This is a genomic window from Streptomyces sp. NBC_01546 (assembly GCF_045208355.1).
Classification (GTDB): Bacteria; Actinomycetota; Actinomycetes; order Streptomycetales; family Streptomycetaceae; genus Streptomyces.
In genome coordinates, this window is record NZ_CP109379.1 from 6,835,868 (window position 1) to 6,855,876 (window position 20,009).

The following is a 20,009-nucleotide window of genomic DNA, read 5'->3' on the forward strand; positions in this document are numbered from 1 at the left end:
AAGACCCGTGCGGCGACGGCCGCCGATGTGACCCGGTTCGTCTTCTTCTGATCTCCTCTGGCATTATTGCGACCTCTTTGCAATTACAGATGATCATGAAAAGGGGTGTGCAGAGCATGACGGCCCGGACCGTACGGGGAATGGCCACGGCGACACTGGCCGCCGCACTCATCACGGGCCTGGCGGCCTGTTCCAACCCCGGAGGGGGCGCCGCGGCCGGGCCGGGCGGCGCGGACTCCGTGGTCGTCGGCATCGCGACCGAGCCGGAGAGCCTCAGCCCGCTGCTGGGCTACGGCAAGGACGGCAACTCCAAGATCTTCGACGGGCTGCTCACGCACGACGCGGACATGAAGCTGAAGCCGGCGCTCGCCGAAGCCCTGCCTGAGGTCTCCTCGGACGGGCTCACCTACACCTACAAGCTGCGCCAGGGCGTGAAGTTCAGCGACGGCGCACCCTTCTCCGCCAAGGACGTCGTCTTCACCTACCGCACGATCCTCGACGCGAAGACGAACAACGCGTCCAAGACCGAGCTGGACGCCATCGCGGGCGTCGATGCGCGCGGCGAGGACACGGTCGTCTTCACGCTGAAGTACCCCTACGCGCCGTTCGCCGAGCGGACCGTGCTGCCGATCGCCCCCGAGCACATAGCGGGCGGACAGGACGTCAACAGCGGCGAGTTCACCACCCACCCCGTCGGTACCGGCCCGTACGTGCTCACGGCCTGGTCCAAGGGCGAGAAGCTCGGCTTCAAGGCCAACCCCGGCTACTGGGGCGGCGAGCCCGCGGTGAAGAAGTTCACCATGGCCGTCATCAAGGACGACGACGTCCGCGCCACCCGGCTGCGCTCCGGCGAGCTGGACGGGGCGATCCTGCCGCCGAACCTCGCCGGAGCCCTCGGCGATCAGCACGGCGATCAGCACGGCGAGGCGGACGAGGGGCGCAGGACGTACGCCGCCAAGACCTTCGACTACCGCAACGTGACCCTGCCGACGCACCACAAGGTCACCGGTGACGTGGCGGTCCGCCAGGCGCTGGACATCGCCGTGGACCGCAAGGCCATGGTCGACAAGCTCCTGGACGGCGCGGGCAAGCCCGCCTACGGGCCGGTCCCGACCGAAAGCCCGTGGTTCACCGCCGGCACGGAGCGTACGCACGACCTGGACACGGCGAAGAAGATCCTCGACGACGCCGGCTGGAAGGCCGGCGCGGACGGCATCCGCGTCAAGGACGGGGTCCGCGCCTCCTTCCCGCTCTGGTACACCTCCGGCGACAAGATCCGCCAGGACCACGCGCTCGCCTTCGCCTCCGACGCCAAGAAGGCCGGCATCGAGGTCAGGACCGAGGCCGGGACCTGGGAGGTCATCGAGCCGCGGATGAAGACCGAGGCCGTCCTCGCGGGCGGCGGTTCCCCGGCCGACCCGGACTTCGACCAGTACCAGCTGCTCACCTCCTCGCTCGGCGGCGACGGCTTCAACAACATGGCCCGGTACGACAACCCGGCCGTGGACGCCGCCCTCGTCGACGGGCGGCGCGGCGGTGACCAGGCCGCGCGCAAGGCCGCGTACGACAGCGTGCAGCGCGAGCTCATGAAGAACCCGGGCTACGTCTTCCTCACCCACATCGACCACCTGTACGTCGTGAACGACAAGTGGGAGGGGCTCACCACCCAGGTCGAACCGCACGACCACGGCCTCGGCTCCGGCCCCTGGTGGAACGTCGAGAGCTGGAAGCCGAAGCAGAAGTGAGCCGAGCCAAGTGACCACCCGCTCCGTCCGCCTGCCCTGGGGGAGGATGGCGCGCATGGCCGGGCGGCGGACCCTGTTCGCCGCCCCCGTCCTGCTCGCCGTCACCTTCGGGGTCTTCGCCATCGCCGCGATGTCCCCCTTCGACCCCGTCAAGGCCTACGCGGGCACCGCAGGCCTCACCGCCTCGCAGGAGCAGCTCGACCAGCTGAGGGACAACCTCGGCGTGGACCGGCCGTTCGTCGCGCGCTGGTGGGACTGGCTCACCTCGGCCCTCACCGGCGACCTCGGCACCTCCTCCGTGATGCGCCAGCCCGTCGCCGACGTCATCGCCGAACGGGTGGGGTGGTCGGCGCTGCTCGCCGGCTGCGCCTTCGCGGTCGCGGTCCTGGCGGGCACGGCGCTCGGGGTGCTCGCCGCGCGCCGCCAGGGCGGGTGGCTGGACCGCTGCGTCTCCTCGCTCGCCTACACGCTGGAGGCCGCCCCGGCCTTCTGGCTGGGGCTGCTGGCCATCTGGTTCTTCTCCGTCCGGCTGGGGGCGCTGCCCTCGGGCGGCCTGACGGACGCGGGCAGCGACACCGTCGCCTTCGGGCAGGTCGCCTCGCACCTGGTGCTCCCCGCTCTGGTGCTGGGCATCTCCCAACTCCCCTGGTTCTTCCTGTACGTACGCCAGGGCGTCGCCGACGCGCTCGAGGAGGACCCCGTACGCGGCGCCCGCGCGCGGGGGCTGGCGGAACGGACCGTCCTGCTCGGGCACGGGCTGCGCTCCGGCATGCTGCCGATGCTGACGCTGATCGGCTCACGGGTACCGGAGCTGATCACCGGCGCCCTGCTGGTGGAGACCGTCTTCAGCTGGCCGGGCATCGCGGCGGCCACCGTCCAGGCCGCCACCTCGGTGGACTTCCCGCTGCTGGCCGCGCTGACGGTGCTGGCCACCGCCGCGGTGCTGGCCGGGAACCTGCTGTCCGACCTGCTGTACGGGCTCGCGGACCCGAGGGTGGGCTTCGATGGCTGAGGTGACGTGGCGCTCGCACGGGCGGGCCCGGCGTTCGACGCGCACCCTGCGCGTACGTGCCTCGGCGGCGGTCGTGGCGCTGATCGTACTGGCGGTGCTGCTGGTCCCGCCCCTGGCACAACTGGACCAGCAGGCAGTCGACTTGTCGGCAAAGCTCCAGGCGCCGTCGTGGGCCCACCCGTTCGGGACGGACGACGTCGGGCGCGACCTGCTGCTGCGCTGTGTGTACGGGCTGCGGGTCTCCCTGCTGGTCGGCCTGGTGGCGGCCCTCGTCGCCACGGTGATCGGCACGGCCGTCGGCGCCGCCGCGGGGGCGCTGGGAGGCTGGACGGACCGGGTGGTCATGCGGGCCGTGGACACGCTGTCCTCGATCCCGCACCTGCTGCTGGGGATCTTCATCGTGGCGATGTTCCGCCCGGGCGTCTGGCCCGTGGTCGTCTCCGTGGCCGTGACCCACTGGCTGTCCACGGCCCGCATCGTCCGCGCGGAGGTGCTGTCCCTGCGCGGCCGCCCCTTCGTGGACGCGGCCGTGTCGGGCGGCGCCTCGCGGTGGCGGGTGGCCGTACGGCATCTGGTGCCGGGCGTCCTCCCGCAGGCGGGCCTCGCCGCGGTGCTGATGGTCCCGCACGCGATGTGGCACGAGTCGGCCCTGTCCTTCCTGGGCCTGGGGCTGCCCTCCCACCAGGCCAGCCTGGGCAACCTGGTGCAGACCGCGCGCGGCTCGCTGCTCGCCGGGGACTGGTGGCCCACGCTCTTCCCCGGCCTCCTCCTGATCATCCCGACGCTGGCGATCGCCGGCCTCGCGGGTGCCTGGCGGGACCGCCTCAACCCCCGGCGCCGCTCGGAGCTGACCCTGTGACCTCCCCGCCCGTGCTCAGCGTCGAGCAGCTCTCCGTCCGGTTCCGCATGCCCGGGGGCCGGCACGTCGAGGCCGTCACCGACGCCCGCTTCGACCTCGCTCCCGGCGAGTGCCTCGCCCTCGTCGGCGAGAGCGGCTGCGGCAAGTCCGTACTCGCCTCCGCCCTGCTCGGTCTGCTCCCAGGCAACGCCGAGACCGCCGGGGCGGCCCGGCTCGCCGACGGGCTGGACCTGCTCGCCGCCGACGAGCGCACCCTGGCCAAGGCGGTACGGGGCCGCCGCATCGGTCTGGTGCCGCAGAGCCCGGCCGCGCACCTCACGCCGGTCCGCACCGTAAGGGCCCACCTGGAGGAAACCGTCCGGGCACTGGCCGGGGTCCCGCAGGCCGCCCGGCGCAAGGCCGCTCTGGGCAAGGCCGCTCTGCGCAAGACTGCTCTGCGCAAGACTGCTCTGCGCAAGGCTGCCGAGGCGGCCGCCGAGCGGGCCGCCTTCCCCGCGAGCCATCTCGACCACCACCCGCACCAGCTCTCCGGCGGACTCGCCCAGCGGGCCGCCACCGCACTCGCCCTCGTGGGCGACGCTCCGCTGCTCCTGGCCGACGAACCGACCACGGGCCTGGACCGGGACCTCGTCCACCGCACCGTCGACGAGCTGCGCGCCCACACCCGCGACACCGGCCGGGCACTGCTGATGATCACGCACGACCTCGCGGCGGCCGAGCGGATCGCCGACACCGTCGCCGTCATGTACGCCGGCCGGATCGTGGAACTTGCCCCGGCCGAGGAGTTCTTCGGCCGGCCCGGACCCCGCCACCCCTACTCCCGGGGCCTGCTCGACGCGCTCCCCGAGCGCGCCTTCGCCCCCATCCCCGGCGCCCCGCCCGAGCTCGGCGCACTGCCGTCCGGCTGCGCCTTCGCCGCCCGCTGCCGGGCCGCCGACCGGGTCTGCCGCGCGGAGCGGCCCGTGCTCACCGAAGGGGTGGCCTGCCACCATGCTTGAGCTCAAGGACATCACCGCGGGCTACGACCGCCGGGCCCCCGTCGTCCGCGGGGCGCACCTGACCCTGCGCCCCGGCGAGTCCCTCGGCCTGCTGGGGCCGAGCGGCTGCGGCAAGTCCACCCTCGCCCGGGTCGCCGCCCTGCTGCACCGCCCCGACCGCGGGACCGTGGCCCTGGACGGCCGCGCCGTGACCGGCTTCCGCCATCGGGCCCCGCGCTCCCTGCGCGTCACCGTGGGGTTCGTCTTCCAGCAGCCCCGGCTCTCCGCGGACCCCCGGCTCCGGTTGCGCGAGCTCGTCGCCGAACCCCTCCGGGCCACTGGCCGTCGTAAGGAAGTGGAAACGCGGGTCGCCGAGTTGACGGAACGTGTCGGCCTCGGCCCCGATCTGCTCACCCGGCGCCCCCACGAGGTCAGCGACGGCCAGCTGCAACGCGCCTGTCTGGCCCGGGCCCTGGTGCTCCGGCCGCGCTGGCTGGTGTGCGACGAGATGACCGCGATGCTGGACGCCTCCACCACGGCCGCGCTGGTCAGGGTGGTCGAGGAGTACCGCGCCGAGACCGGGGCGGGCCTCCTCGCCGTCGGCCACGATCCGGTGCTCCTCGAGCGCTGGTGCGACCGTACGACCCACTGGAGCGAGATCGTCAAGGACTGACCGCCCGTCACGGACGGTCAACACCCGTACGGCGGACACGTCTTTCGCCCGGCGACACCCCTGCCTGCGCCACCATGGCGGCGAGTAAGGAGGTTTCGATGGTGATTTCCCTCTCCGTGGTCGTCCTGCTCCTCATCCTCGCCTGGATCTTCCTGCGCAGCGGCGGTCTGAAGTTCTCCCACGCCGTCGTCTGCGTGCTGCTCGGCTTCTACCTCGCGAGCAGCAGCATGGCGACGACCATCCACGACGGCCTGACGGCCACCGCGAACGTGGTCTCCAGCCTCAAGCCCTGAACCCCGTCCGGGAGCTGTTCGATCAACTGTTGCGCGTACGTGAATCATCCGGCTCTTCCATGGACTCTTCGGGCACTGCGATCTAGCGTCTGGCGGCGGCGCGATGTCAGACGCAATGTCAATAGAGCCGAAGAGACACGGAGGAAGTCCGGATGTTCCGAAGAGCGCTGAACTGCGCTGTGGTACCGGTCCTCGCCGCATTCACGGTGATGTACGGCGTCACGCCCGCCCAGGCCGACGAGATACCCAAGGCCCCCGGTCACCGCCTGATCAGCCACTACGACGGCGCCCCCGCGGCCGCCGCACCGCTGCCCGGCCAGGCGCCGCCGCAGCACCCCTTCCTCGCGCCCAACGGCCGCAGCGGCATGCACTCCGACGCGGCCGGCAGCGCCACGGCCCCCTGGTCCGGGCCGCTCGGCAAGAACCCGCAGGTGACGAGCGAGAAGATCGCCGCCCTCGGCGGCGAATGCGCCACCGCCACCTTCGACACGGGCGGCCGGCTCGTCACGGTGTGCGGCACCTTCTCGGGGTTCAAGGTCAAGCTCCTGGAGCCCCGCACGCTCGCCACGCTCGCGGAGTACCAGCTCCCGCAGCGTTCCTCGACGGTCGAGGCGATCACCTCCCTCGACTTCTCGAAGATCTTCAAGGACACCTCGGGCGGCGCCTACTTCTACCTGGACAACCAGGACCGGGCCGTGCTGGCCGACTCCCGCCAGCACATCCTGCGCCTCGCGCACTCCCAGAGCCCGGACGGAAGCTGGAAGTTCACCGTCGACGACGACTGGGACCTCACCGGCCAGGTGCCGCACGACTGCGTCACCTGGACCAACCTGTGGCCCAGCGGCACCTGTGACCCCGTCACCTCCGTGATGCCCGACTGGAGCGGCCGCATCTGGTGGGTCACCCGCCAGGGCCGCGTCGGCACCGTGGACCCGGCGACCTCGGGCATCCGCTCCATCCGGCTGGACGGCGAGGAGATCCAGAACTCCTTCTCGGTCGCCGAGGACGGCGTCTCGATCGTCTCCGACCACGCGCTCTACAGCTTCCGCGCCGCCGCCGACGGCACCCCCGAGGTGCAGTGGCGCCAGACCTACGACCGCGGAACCGCCGCCAAGCCCGGCTCCGTGAACCAGGGTTCGGGCACCACCCCCGACCTCTTCGGCGAAGGCTACGTCGCCATCACGGACAACGCCGACGACCGGATGAACGTCCTCGTCTACCGGCGGGGCGTGGACGTCCCGGCCGACCGGCGGCTGGTCTGCAGGGTGCCGGTGTTCGGTTCCGGTGCCTCCACCACCGACAACTCCCTGATCACCTGGGGCAACAGCATCGTCGTCGAGAACAACTACGGCTACGAGAACCTCACCACCCTGCTGCTGGGCAAGTCCGTCGTCGGGGGCGCGACCCGCATCGACGTGCGCGCCGACGGCAGTGGCTGCGACACGGTCTGGGAGAGCCAGGTCCGCGCGCCGTCCGTCGTCCCGAAGCTCTCCACCGCGAACGGGCTGCTCTACTTCTACGAGAAGGAGCCCAACTCCTGGGGAATCGACGCCTGGTACCTCACCGCGGTGGACTTCCGCACCGGTGAGCGCCGCTGGCGGCAGCTGACCGGAACCGGTCCGCTGTACGACAACAACTGGGCCCCGATCACCCTCGGGCCCGACGGCACCGCGTACGTCGGCGTCTTCAACGGCATCGTCGCGGTCCGCGACGGCGGCTGATCCCCCCGGGAGGAGGCCGGTCGGCACGCGATCCGTGCCGACCGGCTCTCCCGCGTGATCAGCGGCGCCGCCACTCCTCGGCCGGCAGCCGGCGGCAGTGTTGCCCGGCTCCCGGCGCGGCCCGCTACCGCACGTTGCGTCGCGCTACAGCCAGGGGAGTTGGCCGGCGGCGTACCGGTAGGCGCGGAAGACGGAGTTCTGCGCGCCGGCCGAGGACTCCAGGCCCACGCCCTCGCCGAAGGAGCGGAACTGCGGGACCACGAACTCCCAGACCACGTCCCCGCCGCGGGTCACCTCGAAGAGCCGGCCGAAGGAGCCCTCGGCGATGAAGGTGTTTCCGTTCGGCAGGCGCTGGGCGCTGGACATGTAGGGGCTGAAGAAGTTCTGCGGCGGGTTGTCCTCGTACGCCCACACCTCCTTGCCCGTGTGCGGGTCGAGTTCCAGCACCCGCGAGTACGGCACGGAGGTGGTGTCGCGGTAGGTCCCGTTGTCGAAGACCAGGATCGTGCCGTCGGCCAGTTCGTGCGGATGGTGCTGCTGGGCGAGTACGTCGGGGCCGATGCGCCAGCGGACGGAGCCGTCGGCCCGGTCGACGGCCACGGTGGTGGAGGCGCTGCGGAAGCCCACCACGATGGAGCCGTCGGCGAGTTCGTTGACGGTGTTGGCCATCGGCCAGTGCTCGCGGGCGAAATGCGGGTTGAGGGGGAACTCCTCGGGGTCGAGGTGCTCGATGGCGGCCCAGCGCCACACCGCTTCCCCGTCCCAGGTCAGTTCGTACACCACGTCCCCGTAGATCACCCCGCCCGGGGCCTCGGAGCCGGGGATGCCGCCCCGGATGCGGGCCGCGTCGGCCGGGGCCAGCGGTTCGACGACGGTGACGATGAGGTTGCCGTTGCGCAGGACCGAGGCGTCGTGGTGGTGGAAGGGGTGCCGGGCCTCGCGCAGGACCGTGGAGTCCGGGGCGAGTTCCTGGAAGATGCCGCCGTGGTAGACGTCCCAGATGGGGAAGAGGGTCGGGCCGCTGGTGTCCTTGGCCGCGTAGAAGAGGTTCCCGTCGGGAAGGAGCTGCGCCTGACGGCCGGGCGGGTGCGGGGAGTTCCACGTGTGGACGGGCCGGCCCTCGATGTCGACGAGGTGGATCTCGCCGGCGCTGGTGATCGGCGTGTAGAGGGTGTAGCCGCCGTAACTGCGGGCGGGGTCATGGGCGATCAGGCCGACGCCGCGGCGGCGCAGGGTGTTCTGGTCGACGGTCATGAGGATCTCCTGGATCTCCTGGATGGCCTGGGTGGCCTGGATGGGTGTGGTTCAGCGAACGGTGACGGCGGCCGGGTCGACTGCCGTCAGGGGCGCGGTGTGCAGATGGCGCAGCAGCGCGGTGCGGTCGGCGGAGCCCGGCAGGCTCTGGGCGGCCTTCGCCCAGGCGGCCTCCTGCTCCAACTCGGCCAGCAGCTCGGGCGAGAGGGTCGCGCCGTAGCCGTAGCGGGGCTGGAAGGCGTCCACGTAGCCGGCCTGGAGCGCGCCCTTGGACTGGGCGAGTACGGCCCTTCGCGCGGCGGCCGGGTCGGCGGCGATCTCGCGCTGGGCCTTCAGCAGTGCCCGGAGCACGGCCGTGATGGCCTGCTCGCTCGCCTCCGGTCCGGCGACGAGCAGGGTCCGGGCCGTGTAGCCGGTGAAGGGGAGCTCGGCGTAACGCTCGCCGAGGGTGGTGCGGGCGGAGTCGTAGAAGCTGGGGAAGGTGACCCCGGCGTCGATGTCCCCGCGGGCCAGCGCCGGAGTCACCTGGTTCGGGGCGAGGTTGACCACCGTCACGTCCGCGGCGGTCAGCTGCGCCGAAGCCAGCATCCGCGACAGCGCGTACTCCACGTTCGTGCCCTGCGGGACACCGACCTTGCGGCCCTTCAGCGCGGCGAACCCGGTGATCTGCCGGTCGGTCCGGGTGAGCAGGCGCCAGTCGTCGAACCGGGACAGGTCGGCGACGATCCGCAGGTCCCGCCCGCCCAGCGCGGCCGTCACCGCGGGCAGGTCGCCCACGACGCCGAGCCGGGCCTGGCCGCCGAGCACGGCGTTGAGGGCCTCCCGGCCGGTGGGCTGCGTGGTGACGGCGACCTCGATGCCCTCGGCCGCCCACAGCGCGTGCTCCTGGGCCACGTGGACCGGCGCGCCGCCGAGGTGATCGCTCGCCGCGAGGGTGACGGCCGGGCGCCCGGCGCCCGCCGGGGCGGCCGGTCCGGCGCAGGCCGTGGTGAGCGCGGAGAGCAGGGCGGCCAGCAGTACGGCGGCCACCGCGCGGGATCTGGGCATGACGGAGGGTCCTTTCACGGAAGGGTTGGGGCTTCGGGTTCACTCGGAACCGAGGTGACGGGCGATCAGCGCCCGCAGGTCCGGGTCGGGCGGCGGCCCGGCGGGCACCGGGTGGTCGGCCAGGACCCGCCCGGGAGACCCGCCGAGTACGACCACCCGTTCGGCGAGGGCCAGGGCCTCGTCGATGTCGTGCGTGACGAACAGGACGGTGGTGCCCCTGCGCTGCCACAACTCCCGCAGCAGGGCTTGCATCCGGGTGCGGGTCAGCGCGTCCAGCGCCCCGAACGGCTCGTCCATCAGCAGCACTTCCGGCTCGGCGGCCAGGGCGCGGGCCAGGGCCACCCGCTGCTGCATCCCGCCGGACAGCTGCGCGGGGTACTTGTCCGCGCCGTCCGAGAGGCCCACCTCGGCCAGGGCGGCGAGGGCGCGGCGGCGGCGCTCCGCACGCGGCAGGCCGAGGCGCTTGAGGGCGAACTCCACGTTGCCGCGCGCCGTGCGCCACGGGAAGAGCGCGTAGTGCTGGAAGACCACGCCCCGCTCGGGGCCCGGTCCGCGCACCGGCTCGGATCCCGCCGTCACCCGCCCGGCGGTGGGCCGCACGAACCCGGCCACCGCGTTCAGCGCGGTGGACTTCCCGCACCCGCTCGGCCCCAGCAGGGCCGTGAACGACCCCGCCGGGAGGTCCAGGTCGGTGCGCTCCAGTACCGCCGTGCCCCCGTACCCGACGGTCAGCCCCTCCAGTCGCACCCGTCGGCTCATGACGCGCTCCAGTGCACGAACCGGCGGCCGATCGTGGCCAGGACGAGGTCGACGGCCACGCCGAGCAGCCCGAGCACGAGCAGCCCCGCGAACATCCGGTCCACGCGCAGGAACTGGCCGTCCACCTGGAGCCGGTACGCCAACCCGCTGTCCGCGCCGCCCAGTTCCGCCGCCACCAGGGCGAGCAGCGCCACCGAGGCGCCGTAGCGCAGTGCCGCGAGCAGGGCGGGAGCGGCGGCGGGCAGCAGCACCTCGGTGAACCGCCGGTGCAGCGGCGCCCCGAGCGACCGGGCCGCGCGCAGGTGGGACACAGGCACCCGGGAGACCCCGTCGTGGACGTACAGCCAGACGGCGAGCAGGACGGCGTACGCGATGAGCAGGCGCTTGGCGGTCTCGCCGATGCCGAACCAGGCGGTCGCCAGCGGCACCAGCGCGATGGCCGGTATCGGGCGCAGGAAGGAGATCACCGGGGTGACGGCGGCGGAGAGCGCCGGCAGGTAGCCGGTGGTGAAGCCGAGCGCGCTGCCGAGGACCGCGCCCAGGGCGAAGCCCTGCCCCGCGCGGGTCAGACTGGCTCCGAGGTCGGTGGCCAGGGTGCCGCTGCGGACGCTGTCCGCCAGGGCGGCCGCGGTCTGCCCGGGCGTCGGCAGCAGCCCCGGGGCCACCCCGCCGGACCGGGCGAGCAGGTACCACAGGGCGAGCACGGCGCCGGCCGCGCCCAGGGCCGGACCGAGCCGGCCGAGGGTCCGGCCGGGCGGGGAGGGGGTGGCGTGCACGGGGTGGCTCCTCGTTCGTCCTCGTCGATAAGTGAGGTCAATAATTGACCACGCTTATGAAGGGCGTGTTGCAGCCGTGCGAAGCCTGCCGGGGCCACCCGGCCCGCCCGGCGCGATGAGGTACGTTCGCCAGCGTGTCTCGCCCCGAACCCACGCCCGAAGCGATCGAGGTCGGACGGGTGATCCGCGGCTGCCGCAAACAGCGCGGGGTCTCCATGGCCGTGCTCGCCACCCGCTCCGGTCTCTCCCAGCCCTTCCTGAGCCAGCTCGAACGCGGACTCGCCACGCCCAGCCTCAGCTCGATCTACCGGATCGCCGAGGCCCTGGACGTCGCCCCGGGCACCTTCCTCCGGCCCCCCGCCCGACCGGGCACGGTCAGCCACGAGAGCGACCCCCAGGTGATCCGCGTGAACGAGGCCGCGGGGCAGGTGGCGCAGGTGCTCATCCCCGGCGGGCGCAGCGGGCTGATGGAGGCCTACGAGCACCACTTCGAGCCCGGCCAGGGCGAACGCGGCTGGTTCGAGCACCCGGGCGAGGACTTCCTCTACGTCCTGGAGGGCGAGATCGTCCTGGAGGTCGAGGGCGAGGAACCGCTGACCCTGCGCGCCGGACAGAGTGCCCACCACCGCGGCGAGGTCCCGCACCGCTGCCGCCTCGCCGGCCCGTCCGCAGCCCGCACCCTGCTCGTCATCGCAGGCGGTTCCTAGGGCTTGTCAGGGGAGCAGGTGGGCACACCGTCCAGCCACTCGGGCCCCTGGACGTAGATGTTGGTGACCCAGGCCCCGTAGTCCGGCAGGTAGGACCAGGCGTCGTTCGTGTAGCCGTCGGAGGTGACCTTCTCCGCGTGCTTCTGGCACTCCACGCGGATCGTCGTCGGACCGGGGAAGGCGTAGACCCGCGCCGCCTTGGTGGAGGGCTGGGCCTTGGTCCACACGCCGGAGCCCCACGTACGGAAGACGTGCCCGGTCACCGGCCCGGGGTCGATGCGCACGGCCCCGTAGTAGTCGCCCCCCAGCCGGACGTCACTGACCATCAGCTTGGTGCCGGACTGCCGGGCCTCGGCCATCTTGCCCGCGCCGAGGTGGATCGCGATGTGGTGCACATGCTGCGAGGTGCCCCAGACCAGCAGATCGCCGGGGAGCAGCGGGCCGAGTCCCTGGGCGGCGGTGAAGCGGCCGGCGGCGCGGTGCGTGTAGAACTGGGCGCTCGCCACGCCGTCCAGGATGTCCGCCCCGGCTGCCTCGGCGTAGGCGTACCGCACCAGCCCCGAGCAGTCGAACCCGAGCCGCTCGGGATCGTGCTCGCTGGCCGGGTCGGTCGGGTCGACCTGCCCGTAGGTGGGGCCTGGCCGGGGCCCGTGGCCGCCGCCCCAGGTGTACCAGACGTCCGCGGCGACCTGCGCGCAGGCGGCGGCGACGGCCCGCTCGGCCGTCGCGGAAGCCCCCGGCGCCCGTACGGAACAGGTGTCGTCGGCCGCGGCCGACGAGGCGGGAGCCCACAGGAGGAAGGCCAGTAGCCCGACGACCGTGGCCAGGAGAGAGGATCGGCGACGCATGCGAGGACCTCGATTCGTGATGCCGTGAATGAGAGCAGCCTGCTGGCCGGGGCCCCGCCCGGGGAGGCCCCGGCGCCGCCCCGTTGCGACGGGCAACGGGAAACACCCCGGGAAACCCCCTCCCAGCTGGGGCGCTTCGCCGCCCGCACGTCAGGTACGGGGACAGGCCGGGCCGGGGGAGAGCCGGCAGATCTCCGCCAGCCGCGCCCCGACGTCCACGCTCCACAGCCGTACGGTGCCGTCGGTGCTGCTGCTGGCCACCGTCCGCCCGTCGGGGGAGAAGGAGACCCCCCACACCGCGCTGGTGTGACCGGACAGCGCGGCCACCGGACGGTGGCCGGCCACCTCCCACAGCCGCACCGTACGGTCGTTGCCGCTGCTCGCGAGCGTCCGCCCGTCGGGGGAGAAGGCGATGCCCCGCACGGAGCCGGTGTGGCCGGTGAGCGCCGCCTCGAAGCGGTGGCGGCGGGCGTCCCACAGCCGTACGGTCCCGTCGTTGCCGCTGCTGGCGAGCGTCCGGCCGTCCGGGCTGAAGGCCACGCCCCGTACCGCCCCCGTATGGCCGGTGAGTTCGGCCAGCTGCAGGCGCGCGGAGACGTCCCACAGCCGTACGGTCAGATCGTCGCCGGCGCTCGCCAGGGTGCGCCCGTCGGGGCTGAACACCACGTCGTTGGCGAAGTCCGTGTGGCCGGCGAGCACGGCGAGCTGGCGGCGCTCCGCCACGTCCCACAGCCGCACCGTGCCGTCCGAACCGGCCGAGGCCAGGGTCCGCCCGTCCGGTGCGAAGGCCACCGAGAACAGGGTGCCGCCCTGGCCGGTGAGGGTGGCGGCGGACCCGCGCGCCGCGATGTCCCACAACCGGATCGTGCCGTCGGAGCCCGCCGAGGCCAGCGTCCGCCCGTCGGGGGCGAAGGCCACCGCGAACACGGTCTCGGTGTGCCCCGAGAACGTGGCCACCACCCGGCGCCCCGCCACGTCCCACAGGCGCACCGCGTGATCCGCTTCGGCGGTGGCCAGCAACTTCCCGTCGGGGCTGTACGCGGCGTGCCAGACCTCGGTGAACGGACGCGAGGTCAGCACCGGGCCGCGCAGGTCCCACAGCACCACCGACTGGTCGAACCCGGCGGTGGCCAGCACCGCCCCGGCCGGGTCCACCGCCACCCCGAGCACGTAGTCGGTGTGTCCGGCGAGCGTCGCCGTCAGCCGGCCCGCGCGCACGTCCCACAGCCGGGTCGTACCGTCGCCGCCCGCGCTGACGACCGTCGTCCCGTCCGGGGTGAACGCCACGCCGTTGACGTCGTCGCTGTGTCCCGTCAGAGTCGCGGTCGTCCGGCGCCCGGCCACGTCCCACAGCCGTACGGTCCGGTCGACGCCCCCGGTGGCGACGCTCTGCCCGTCCGGTGCGAACGCCGCCCCGAGCACCTCGTCCGTGTGCCCGGCCAGGACGGCCAGCGGATGGGCGCCCACCGGATCCCACAGCCGTACGGTCCGGTCGGCTCCGGCCGACACGAGCGTGCGGCCGTCCGGCGCGTACGCCAGGGCGTTGACCCTCCCCTCGTGGCCTTCGAGCGAGGCCACCGCCCGGTGCTCCCCGGTCGCCTCCCACACCTGGACGGTCCCGTCGGCGCCCGCGACGGCCAGGGTCCGCCCGTCGGGCGCGAAGGCCACGGCCCGGGCGCCGGTGGTGTCCGGCGAAAGGACCGCGGCCGTACGGTGGCCGGTCAGGTCCCAGAGCCGCGCCGGACCGTCCGTGGAGGTGGCCGCGAGGGTGCGGCCGTCGGCGCTGAAGGCGACGGCGCGTACCCGCCCGGGCAGGGTGAAGGAGGCCGTCGTGCGGCGGTCGGCCACCCGCCGCAGGGTCACCGTGCCGTCCGAACTGGCCGTCGCCAGCTCGCCGTTCCCCGGGGCGAAGGCCACCGCGTTCACGGGACCGCCGTGCCCGCCGAGCCGGGCGATGAACGGCTGGGACTGGGTGCTCAGCAGCGCCCCGCGGGCCTCGGTCGTGGCCGCCGTCCCGTAGGCCTCCGCGGCCAGCCGCATCGACCTCTCGGGCTGGCCCGCCGCCAGCGAGGCCGACTGCAGGGCGAGCGCCCGCGAGCGGGCGACGCGCTCCTGGCCGAGCGCGCCCGCGCGCTGCTCGTACGCCAGCCCGCCGGCGCCCACGGCCAGCACCAGCAGGACCACGAGCGTGGCCAGCATCCGCTGCCGCAGGCGCACCTGGCGCCGGGCCTGCCGCCCCCGGCCGTCCTCCCCGTCCTGGCTGGCCCGCAGGAAGTCCTCCTCGCGCGGGCCGAGCCGGCTCCTGCCGTCGAGCTCCTCGGCCCACGACCGGGCGTTCTCCAGCCGGGTCCCGCGGTAGAGGGCCGACGGATCGCGGCCCTCGCGCTCCCATTCGGCGGCGGCGTGGGCCAGCTGCTGGTGGATCAGCAGGCCGGCCCGGTCGGCGTGGATCCAGCCGCGCAGCCGCGGCCAGGCGTGCAGCAGGGCCTCGTGGGTGATCTCGACCGTGTCGCTGTCCATGGTGACCAGCCGGGCCCGGACGAAGGTGTCGAGCGCCGCAGCGGCCCGGTCCGCGTCGGCCAGCTGCTCCATCAGCGCTGTGCGGCTCATCCGGCGGCGGGTCGCCCCCGCGCCGTCGGCTACGTGCACCAGCCGCATCAGGACGCGGCGGATCGTCCGCTGCTCGGCCGGGTACAGACGGGCGAAGACGGTCTCGGCGCTCCGCCCGATCGCGCCCTGGATGCCGCCGGTCCGCTCGTACCCGGCGACCGTGAGGGTGGATCCGGTGCGCTGCTGCCAGGTGGCCATCAGCGCGTGGGAGACCAGCGGCAGCACACCGGAGGGGGTGTGGCCGGGGGTGTCCTCGCGCAGACCGGCGTCGCGCAGCAGCAGGGGGACCAGGCCCGGTTCGAGGGTGACTCCGGCAAGCCCCGCCGGGCGGGTGATCGATTCCCGGAGCTCCGCCAGGGACATCGGGGGCAGCACGAAGAGCCCCGAGGCGAAGACCGAGGCCAGTTCCGGCAGGTCCAGACAGCTGCCGGTGAAATCGGCCCGTACGCCGAGCACCACGACGGCCGGGTCGGGCCCGTCCCCCGCCGGCCGGGACGTGGACACGGCCGACAGCACCCGGGCGAAGGCGTGCCGCTCGTCCTCGTCGGAGCAGAGGGTGAACAGCTCCTCGAACTGATCGACGATCAGCACGAGCCGGACCGGCGGGGGCTCCCCGTCCCGTGGCCCGGTCGCTTCCGAGGCGGTGTCCGCCGGTGTGCGGACGGCTTCGAGCAACGCGAGCGGCCGCTCCCGCAACTCCTGTGCGCCGATGCCGAGATCGCTGCCCAGGACCTTCGCGGTGCAGTCCAGCAGCTCCTCGAGCGGATGCGCGGTGGGAGTGAACCGCACCACCGGCCACGCGTCGGCGCCCGGCATCGGGAAGCCGCCACCGCGCCGGAGCGCCGGGACGAGGCCGGCGTTCAGCAGGGAGGACTTGCCCGCGCCGGAGGGCGCGACCAGCATCAGCGGCCCGCTCCCGATCCGTTCGAAGACCCGCTCGACCAGCTCGGCCGTGGCCCGCTCCCGGCCGAAGTACCATCCCGCGTCCTGCGCGGTGAAGGCCGGCAGCCCTCGGTACGGGCACTCCCCGCCGTCCGGCCGCCCGCCGGGCCCGGGGACGGGGTCGGGCGGTCCCGTCTCCGGGACCATCCGCAGCAGTTCGCCGCCCGCCCGCAGCACGTCGTCGCAGCGGCGGGCGACATCCACGGTCGCGCGCTTCGAGCCCGTCTCGATCTTGCTGAGGTAGCCCTTGCTGTAGTGCGTCCGGCGGGCCAGGTCGGCCAGCGACATGCCCCGTTGCATCCGCAGACGTCTCAGCTGCGCGGGAAACGGCAGGGTGCCGGTGTCCTCGGATTCGTGCTGGTGATCGGTGTTCGGCCGGCGGTCCGGATCCCCCAAAACATCCCCCATGGCCATGCGCGCCCAGGTACCGAGATGGCGGTTCCCAGGCTACAGCGGGGGTCGGATGGACGGCCAAATCTTCGGTTTCGTATGACGAGAACAGGAACGTCCGGAGCCGACGGACGGCGGCTCCGGACGTTGTCCCCCCGAGGACGCTACGGGTTGAGGCGCACCGAGTTGACGGGCGTCAGATCGGCGTAGACACCGGTCTTGGCGGCGATGGGGTTGCCGCAGCCGGCCCCGTTGTATCCCGTGCACAGATTTGCGGTCGCACCGCCGTACTGGTTGTTCAGGACCCAGTGGTTGCCGTACTGGTTGCTGAGGTTGTGGGCCCCGTACTTGTAGAAGATGTGGGTCGGCTTGACGGCGGGGTTCTGGTTCTGGGGATAGATACAGACCGCCCCGTCCGGGCATCCGGCCCACGCGTCGGCCGGCTTGGCCTCGACCGTACCGCTGAGCGCGAGCACGGCGGCGACGGCGGTCGCGAACGCGGCGGCGCCGCGGATCATCTTGCGCATGATTTCCCCTCGTGGGTCTTGCCTGGTGCGGACGGTTCCAGCCTGTGGCCGCCGAGCCCCGGGGTCGACGGGTTTCCCGTTGCCCGTCGCGGCCGGACCGGGGAAACCCCCGGCGACCAGCCGGGTCGCGGACGGGAGGTCAACACGCCGGTCGGGACGGCCGCGAAGTCGGGCTCCCGGGCCCGGCCGGGGGCCGCCAAGGCGACGCGCGGGCGGCCACCCGTCCGGACCTGAAAATGAGGCCGTTTGCCAGCGGGAGGTATCCATCCGCTTACCCGGTGTGGCGAGCGGCCCTGATCGCCCATAACTTCGGCATCGTGACGAACCGACAGCTCACGGTCCTCGCATGCATCTCAGTCGTCATGGCCACAGGCCTCGGCGTGGCAGCGCCTTCGGCCGCCGCGGCCCGACGCACGGTGCATCCGGGAGAATCGATCCAGGAAGCGGTGGACGCCGCACGGCCGGGAGACACCATCATCGTGCTCCCCGGCACCTACCACGAGAGCGTGCACATCACGAAGTCCCTGACCCTGCGGGGTTCGGGGCCGACCACCGTGATCACGCCGCCGGCCGCGCCCGCGCCCGCGCCCGCGCGCGCCGAGAACCCCTGCGCACAGACCGGCAACGGCATCTGCGTCATAGGAGCCGCGGAGAAGACCGTCAACCGGGTGAGCATTCGCTCGCTGACGCTGACGGGCTTCAGGAAGAGCGGCATCTGGGCCTCCCGCACCGACCGGATGACCGTCGAGCAGGTGACCGCCGAGAAGAACGGCACCTGGGGCATCGCCCAGGAGAGGTCCACCCGGGGTGCGTTCCGGAACAACATCGCCCGCGACAACGCGGAGTCCGGCATCTTCGTCGCCAACACCATCGACCGCGAGGGCGGGGCCACCGACACCCTCGGCGCCGTCGTGCGCAACAACACGCTGACCGGGAACCGGATCGGAGTCACGGTCAGGCGGGTCCGGAACCTCTCCGTCAACGAGAACGTCCTCACCGGGAACTGCGGCGGGATCTTCGTCGTGGGCGACGAGGGCGAGCCGGGCGCCGGTGACATGACCATCCGCGGCAACCGGATCCACGAGAACAACAAGTTCTGCCGCGGCAACACCCGCCTCCCCGACATCCAGGGCGTCGGCATCGTCCTCACCGGCGCCGAAGAGACGCGCGTTCGTTCGAACTCGATCCGCGGCAACGTGGGCGCCTCGCCGCTGTCCGGCGGAATCCTGCTCTTCAAGAGCTTCGTGGGCGCCACGAACACCGACAACGTCATCAAGGACAACGAGGTGAGGGGCAACAAGCCGGCGGACCTGGCCAACCAGGGGACGGGAACCGGCAACAAGTTCCTCGGCAACCGGTGCGACAGCTCCCAGCCCGCGGGGATGTGCTGACCGGTGTTCCCCCTCATCAGGAGAATCGAGGCCGTATGACCACGGTAAGTCCCACCCCCACCGCCGTCACCGCTCCCACGCCCGGCCCCGCCGTCACCGTCGCCTCCGTCGACGCGGCCGCCCCCCAGTCGGCGATGCGGCTGCGCGAGCTCGTCTTCGGTGCGGCGATCGCCGCCGCCGTACGGGCGGCCGCCCGCCTCGGCGTCGCCGACGCCCTCGGGGAGTCACCCGCCACCGCGGAGGAACTCGCGGCCGAGGTGAACGCCGCGGAGCAGCCGCTGCACCGGCTGCTCCGCGCCCTCTCCTGCTACGGGATCTTCGCGGAGACCCCGGACGGAAGGTTCGTCCACACCGAGATGTCACGGCTGCTGCGCGAGGACGATCCGCACAGCCTGCGCTACATCTCCCTGTGGTGCACGGAGCCCTGGACCTGGCAGGCCTGGCCGCGGCTCGACGAGGCGGTGCGTTCCGGCGGCAGCGTGTTCCACGACCTGTACGGCAAGGGGTTCTTCGACTACCTGCACCAGGACGCGCACGAATCCGCCCACGTGTTCAACCAGGCCATGACCGCCTCCAGCACGCAGTCGGCCCTGGACGTCGCGGAACTCCTCGACCTCACCGGAGTCTCGGTGGTCGCGGACATCGGCGGCGGCCAGGGGCACGTGCTGGCGAGCCTGCTGGAGAAGCACCCGGCCCTGCGGGGCGTCCTGCTCGACCTGCCGGGTGTCGTGGCGAAGGCCGATCGCCGGCTGCGCGACGGCGGACCGCTCGCCGGGCGTACCGACATCGTTCCCGGCGACTGCCGCCACTCCATCCCGGTCGCCGCCGACCTGTACATCATCAAGAACATCCTGGAGTGGGACGACGACAGCACCCGCAGGACCCTGCGGAACGTGATGGAGGCGGCCCGCCCCGGCGCCAGGGTCGTCATCATCGAGAACCTGGTGGACGACACCCCGTCCATGAGGTTCACCACCGCCATGGACCTGATGCTGCTGCTCAACGTGGGCGGCGCGAAGCACACCAAGAGCAGCCTGGTCACCCGCATGACGGACGCCGGCCTGGTGGTCGGCGAGATCCGCCCGGTCAACGCGTACCTGCACGCATTCGAGTGCACCGTCCCCGGGTGAGAATGGCGGCCGGGCGCCACAAAGCCCCGAGACCGGCACGGAGCCGGTCTCGGGGGCCCGGGCGCTTCTGACCGCGTCAAGCGCCGGTCATGAGCGTGCTGTTGACGAGATCCAGGAACTCCCGCGGCGACTTGCACTTGTCCGCGTCGGGGGGCAGGGGCCGGCCGCTGCGGTTCTCCAGCTCCCCGACGATGCCGAGCAGCCCCAGCGAATCGAGCCCCCACTCCTCGAAGTCCGCGTCGGGCCGGGCGGCCATGGCCGCGGGGTCGGCGGTGACACCCGCGCCCTTGTGCATCAGCGCGGCCAGATCCTCCATCGTCAGTCGCATCAGTCCAGCGGTCATGACGG

General features: G+C 72.9%; 18 protein-coding genes. 10 read left to right on the plus strand and 8 right to left on the minus strand.

The genetic code is table 11. The features are described 5' to 3' along the window. Window positions 1-116: 116 nt before the first annotated feature. The 7 genes from OHA89_RS31420 to OHA89_RS31450 all read left to right on the plus strand — a co-directional run bounded on the left by OHA89_RS31420 (window position 117) and on the right by OHA89_RS31450 (window position 7,280). Complete coding sequence (locus OHA89_RS31420) at window positions 117-1,745, plus strand: ABC transporter substrate-binding protein (RefSeq protein ID WP_266611036.1); 1,629 nt, start codon at window positions 117-119, stop codon at window positions 1,743-1,745. Between the two features lie 46 nt (window positions 1,746-1,791). Then, complete coding sequence (locus OHA89_RS31425) at window positions 1,792-2,757, plus strand: ABC transporter permease (protein ID WP_406368657.1); 966 nt, start codon at window positions 1,792-1,794, stop codon at window positions 2,755-2,757. Then, entirely contained in the window at window positions 2,750-3,616 is an 867-nt protein-coding gene (locus OHA89_RS31430; protein WP_257557490.1) for an ABC transporter permease, read from the plus strand. Before OHA89_RS31425 ends, OHA89_RS31430 begins: the two co-directional genes overlap by 8 nt. A gap of 47 nt (window positions 3,617-3,663) precedes the next feature. After that, window positions 3,664-4,614 (plus strand): ABC transporter ATP-binding protein, encoded by a 951-nt coding sequence (locus OHA89_RS31435; RefSeq protein ID WP_406368659.1) that lies wholly within the window; start codon window positions 3,664-3,666, stop codon window positions 4,612-4,614. Next, window positions 4,607-5,266 carry an ABC transporter ATP-binding protein gene (locus OHA89_RS31440; RefSeq protein WP_266611038.1) on the plus strand — a complete coding sequence of 220 codons (660 nt, stop codon included), beginning with the start codon at window positions 4,607-4,609 and terminating at the stop codon, window positions 5,264-5,266. Before OHA89_RS31435 ends, OHA89_RS31440 begins: the two co-directional genes overlap by 8 nt. A 98-nt stretch (window positions 5,267-5,364) precedes the next feature. Continuing rightward, window positions 5,365-5,559 (plus strand): hypothetical protein, encoded by a 195-nt coding sequence (locus OHA89_RS31445; RefSeq protein ID WP_215142255.1) that lies wholly within the window; start codon window positions 5,365-5,367, stop codon window positions 5,557-5,559. 152 nt (window positions 5,560-5,711) lie between these two features. Continuing rightward, the gene (locus tag OHA89_RS31450) at window positions 5,712-7,280 is read left to right on the plus strand and encodes a hypothetical protein (RefSeq protein ID WP_406367634.1); all 1,569 of its coding nucleotides are present in this window, start codon (window positions 5,712-5,714) and stop codon (window positions 7,278-7,280) included. Window positions 7,281-7,424: 144 nt separating this feature from the next. On the opposite strand, the gene OHA89_RS31455 is transcribed toward OHA89_RS31450, so the two are convergent. Genes OHA89_RS31455 through OHA89_RS31470 form a run of 4 tightly spaced genes read right to left on the minus strand, consistent with a single transcriptional unit; the run spans window position 7,425 to window position 11,116 of the window. Beyond that, window positions 7,425-8,534: an aryl-sulfate sulfotransferase gene (locus tag OHA89_RS31455; RefSeq protein ID WP_266611040.1), complete on the minus strand. Its 1,110-nt coding sequence runs from the start codon at window positions 8,532-8,534 to the stop codon at window positions 7,425-7,427. A gap of 51 nt (window positions 8,535-8,585) precedes the next feature. Next, entirely contained in the window at window positions 8,586-9,581 is a 996-nt protein-coding gene (locus OHA89_RS31460; RefSeq protein ID WP_266611042.1) for an ABC transporter substrate-binding protein, read from the minus strand. Between the two features lie 39 nt (window positions 9,582-9,620). Continuing rightward, the gene (locus OHA89_RS31465; RefSeq protein ID WP_266611044.1) at window positions 9,621-10,340 is read right to left on the minus strand and encodes an ABC transporter ATP-binding protein; all 720 of its coding nucleotides are present in this window, start codon (window positions 10,338-10,340) and stop codon (window positions 9,621-9,623) included. Beyond that, a complete protein-coding gene (locus OHA89_RS31470; protein ID WP_266611046.1) occupies window positions 10,337-11,116 on the minus strand; it encodes an ABC transporter permease in 780 nt (259 codons plus the stop codon). Before OHA89_RS31470 ends, OHA89_RS31465 begins: the two co-directional genes overlap by 4 nt. Window positions 11,117-11,250: 134 nt before the next feature. Between OHA89_RS31470 and OHA89_RS31475 the strand changes: the two genes are divergently transcribed. Further along, entirely contained in the window at window positions 11,251-11,823 is a 573-nt protein-coding gene (locus tag OHA89_RS31475; protein ID WP_257557496.1) for a helix-turn-helix domain-containing protein, read from the plus strand. Here OHA89_RS31475 and OHA89_RS31480 read toward each other — a convergent pair. From OHA89_RS31480 to OHA89_RS31490, 3 genes are all read right to left on the minus strand, one after another. Then, complete coding sequence (locus OHA89_RS31480; protein WP_406367636.1) at window positions 11,820-12,671, minus strand: NlpC/P60 family protein; 852 nt, start codon at window positions 12,669-12,671, stop codon at window positions 11,820-11,822. The genes OHA89_RS31475 and OHA89_RS31480 overlap by 4 nt on opposite strands. A 150-nt stretch (window positions 12,672-12,821) precedes the next feature. Further along, entirely contained in the window at window positions 12,822-16,511 is a 3,690-nt protein-coding gene (locus OHA89_RS31485) for a helix-turn-helix domain-containing protein (RefSeq protein ID WP_406367638.1), read from the minus strand. Between the two features lie 266 nt (window positions 16,512-16,777). Then, on the minus strand, window positions 16,778-17,140 hold the full coding sequence (locus tag OHA89_RS31490) for a hypothetical protein (protein ID WP_215143591.1): 363 nt from the start codon (window positions 17,138-17,140) through the stop codon (window positions 16,778-16,780). A 317-nt stretch (window positions 17,141-17,457) separates the two neighbouring features. Between OHA89_RS31490 and OHA89_RS31495 the strand changes: the two genes are divergently transcribed. Together OHA89_RS31495 and OHA89_RS31500 are read left to right on the plus strand one after the other, a co-directional pair. Continuing rightward, on the plus strand, window positions 17,458-18,531 hold the full coding sequence (locus tag OHA89_RS31495; protein WP_406367640.1) for a nitrous oxide reductase family maturation protein NosD: 1,074 nt from the start codon (window positions 17,458-17,460) through the stop codon (window positions 18,529-18,531). 35 nt (window positions 18,532-18,566) lie between these two features. After that, window positions 18,567-19,661, plus strand: a complete 1,095-nt coding sequence (locus OHA89_RS31500; protein ID WP_406367642.1) for a methyltransferase — start codon at window positions 18,567-18,569, stop codon at window positions 19,659-19,661. A 76-nt stretch (window positions 19,662-19,737) separates the two neighbouring features. On the opposite strand, the gene OHA89_RS31505 is transcribed toward OHA89_RS31500, so the two are convergent. Further along, entirely contained in the window at window positions 19,738-20,004 is a 267-nt protein-coding gene (locus OHA89_RS31505) for an acyl carrier protein (RefSeq protein WP_406367643.1), read from the minus strand. Window positions 20,005-20,009: the final 5 nt, after the last annotated feature.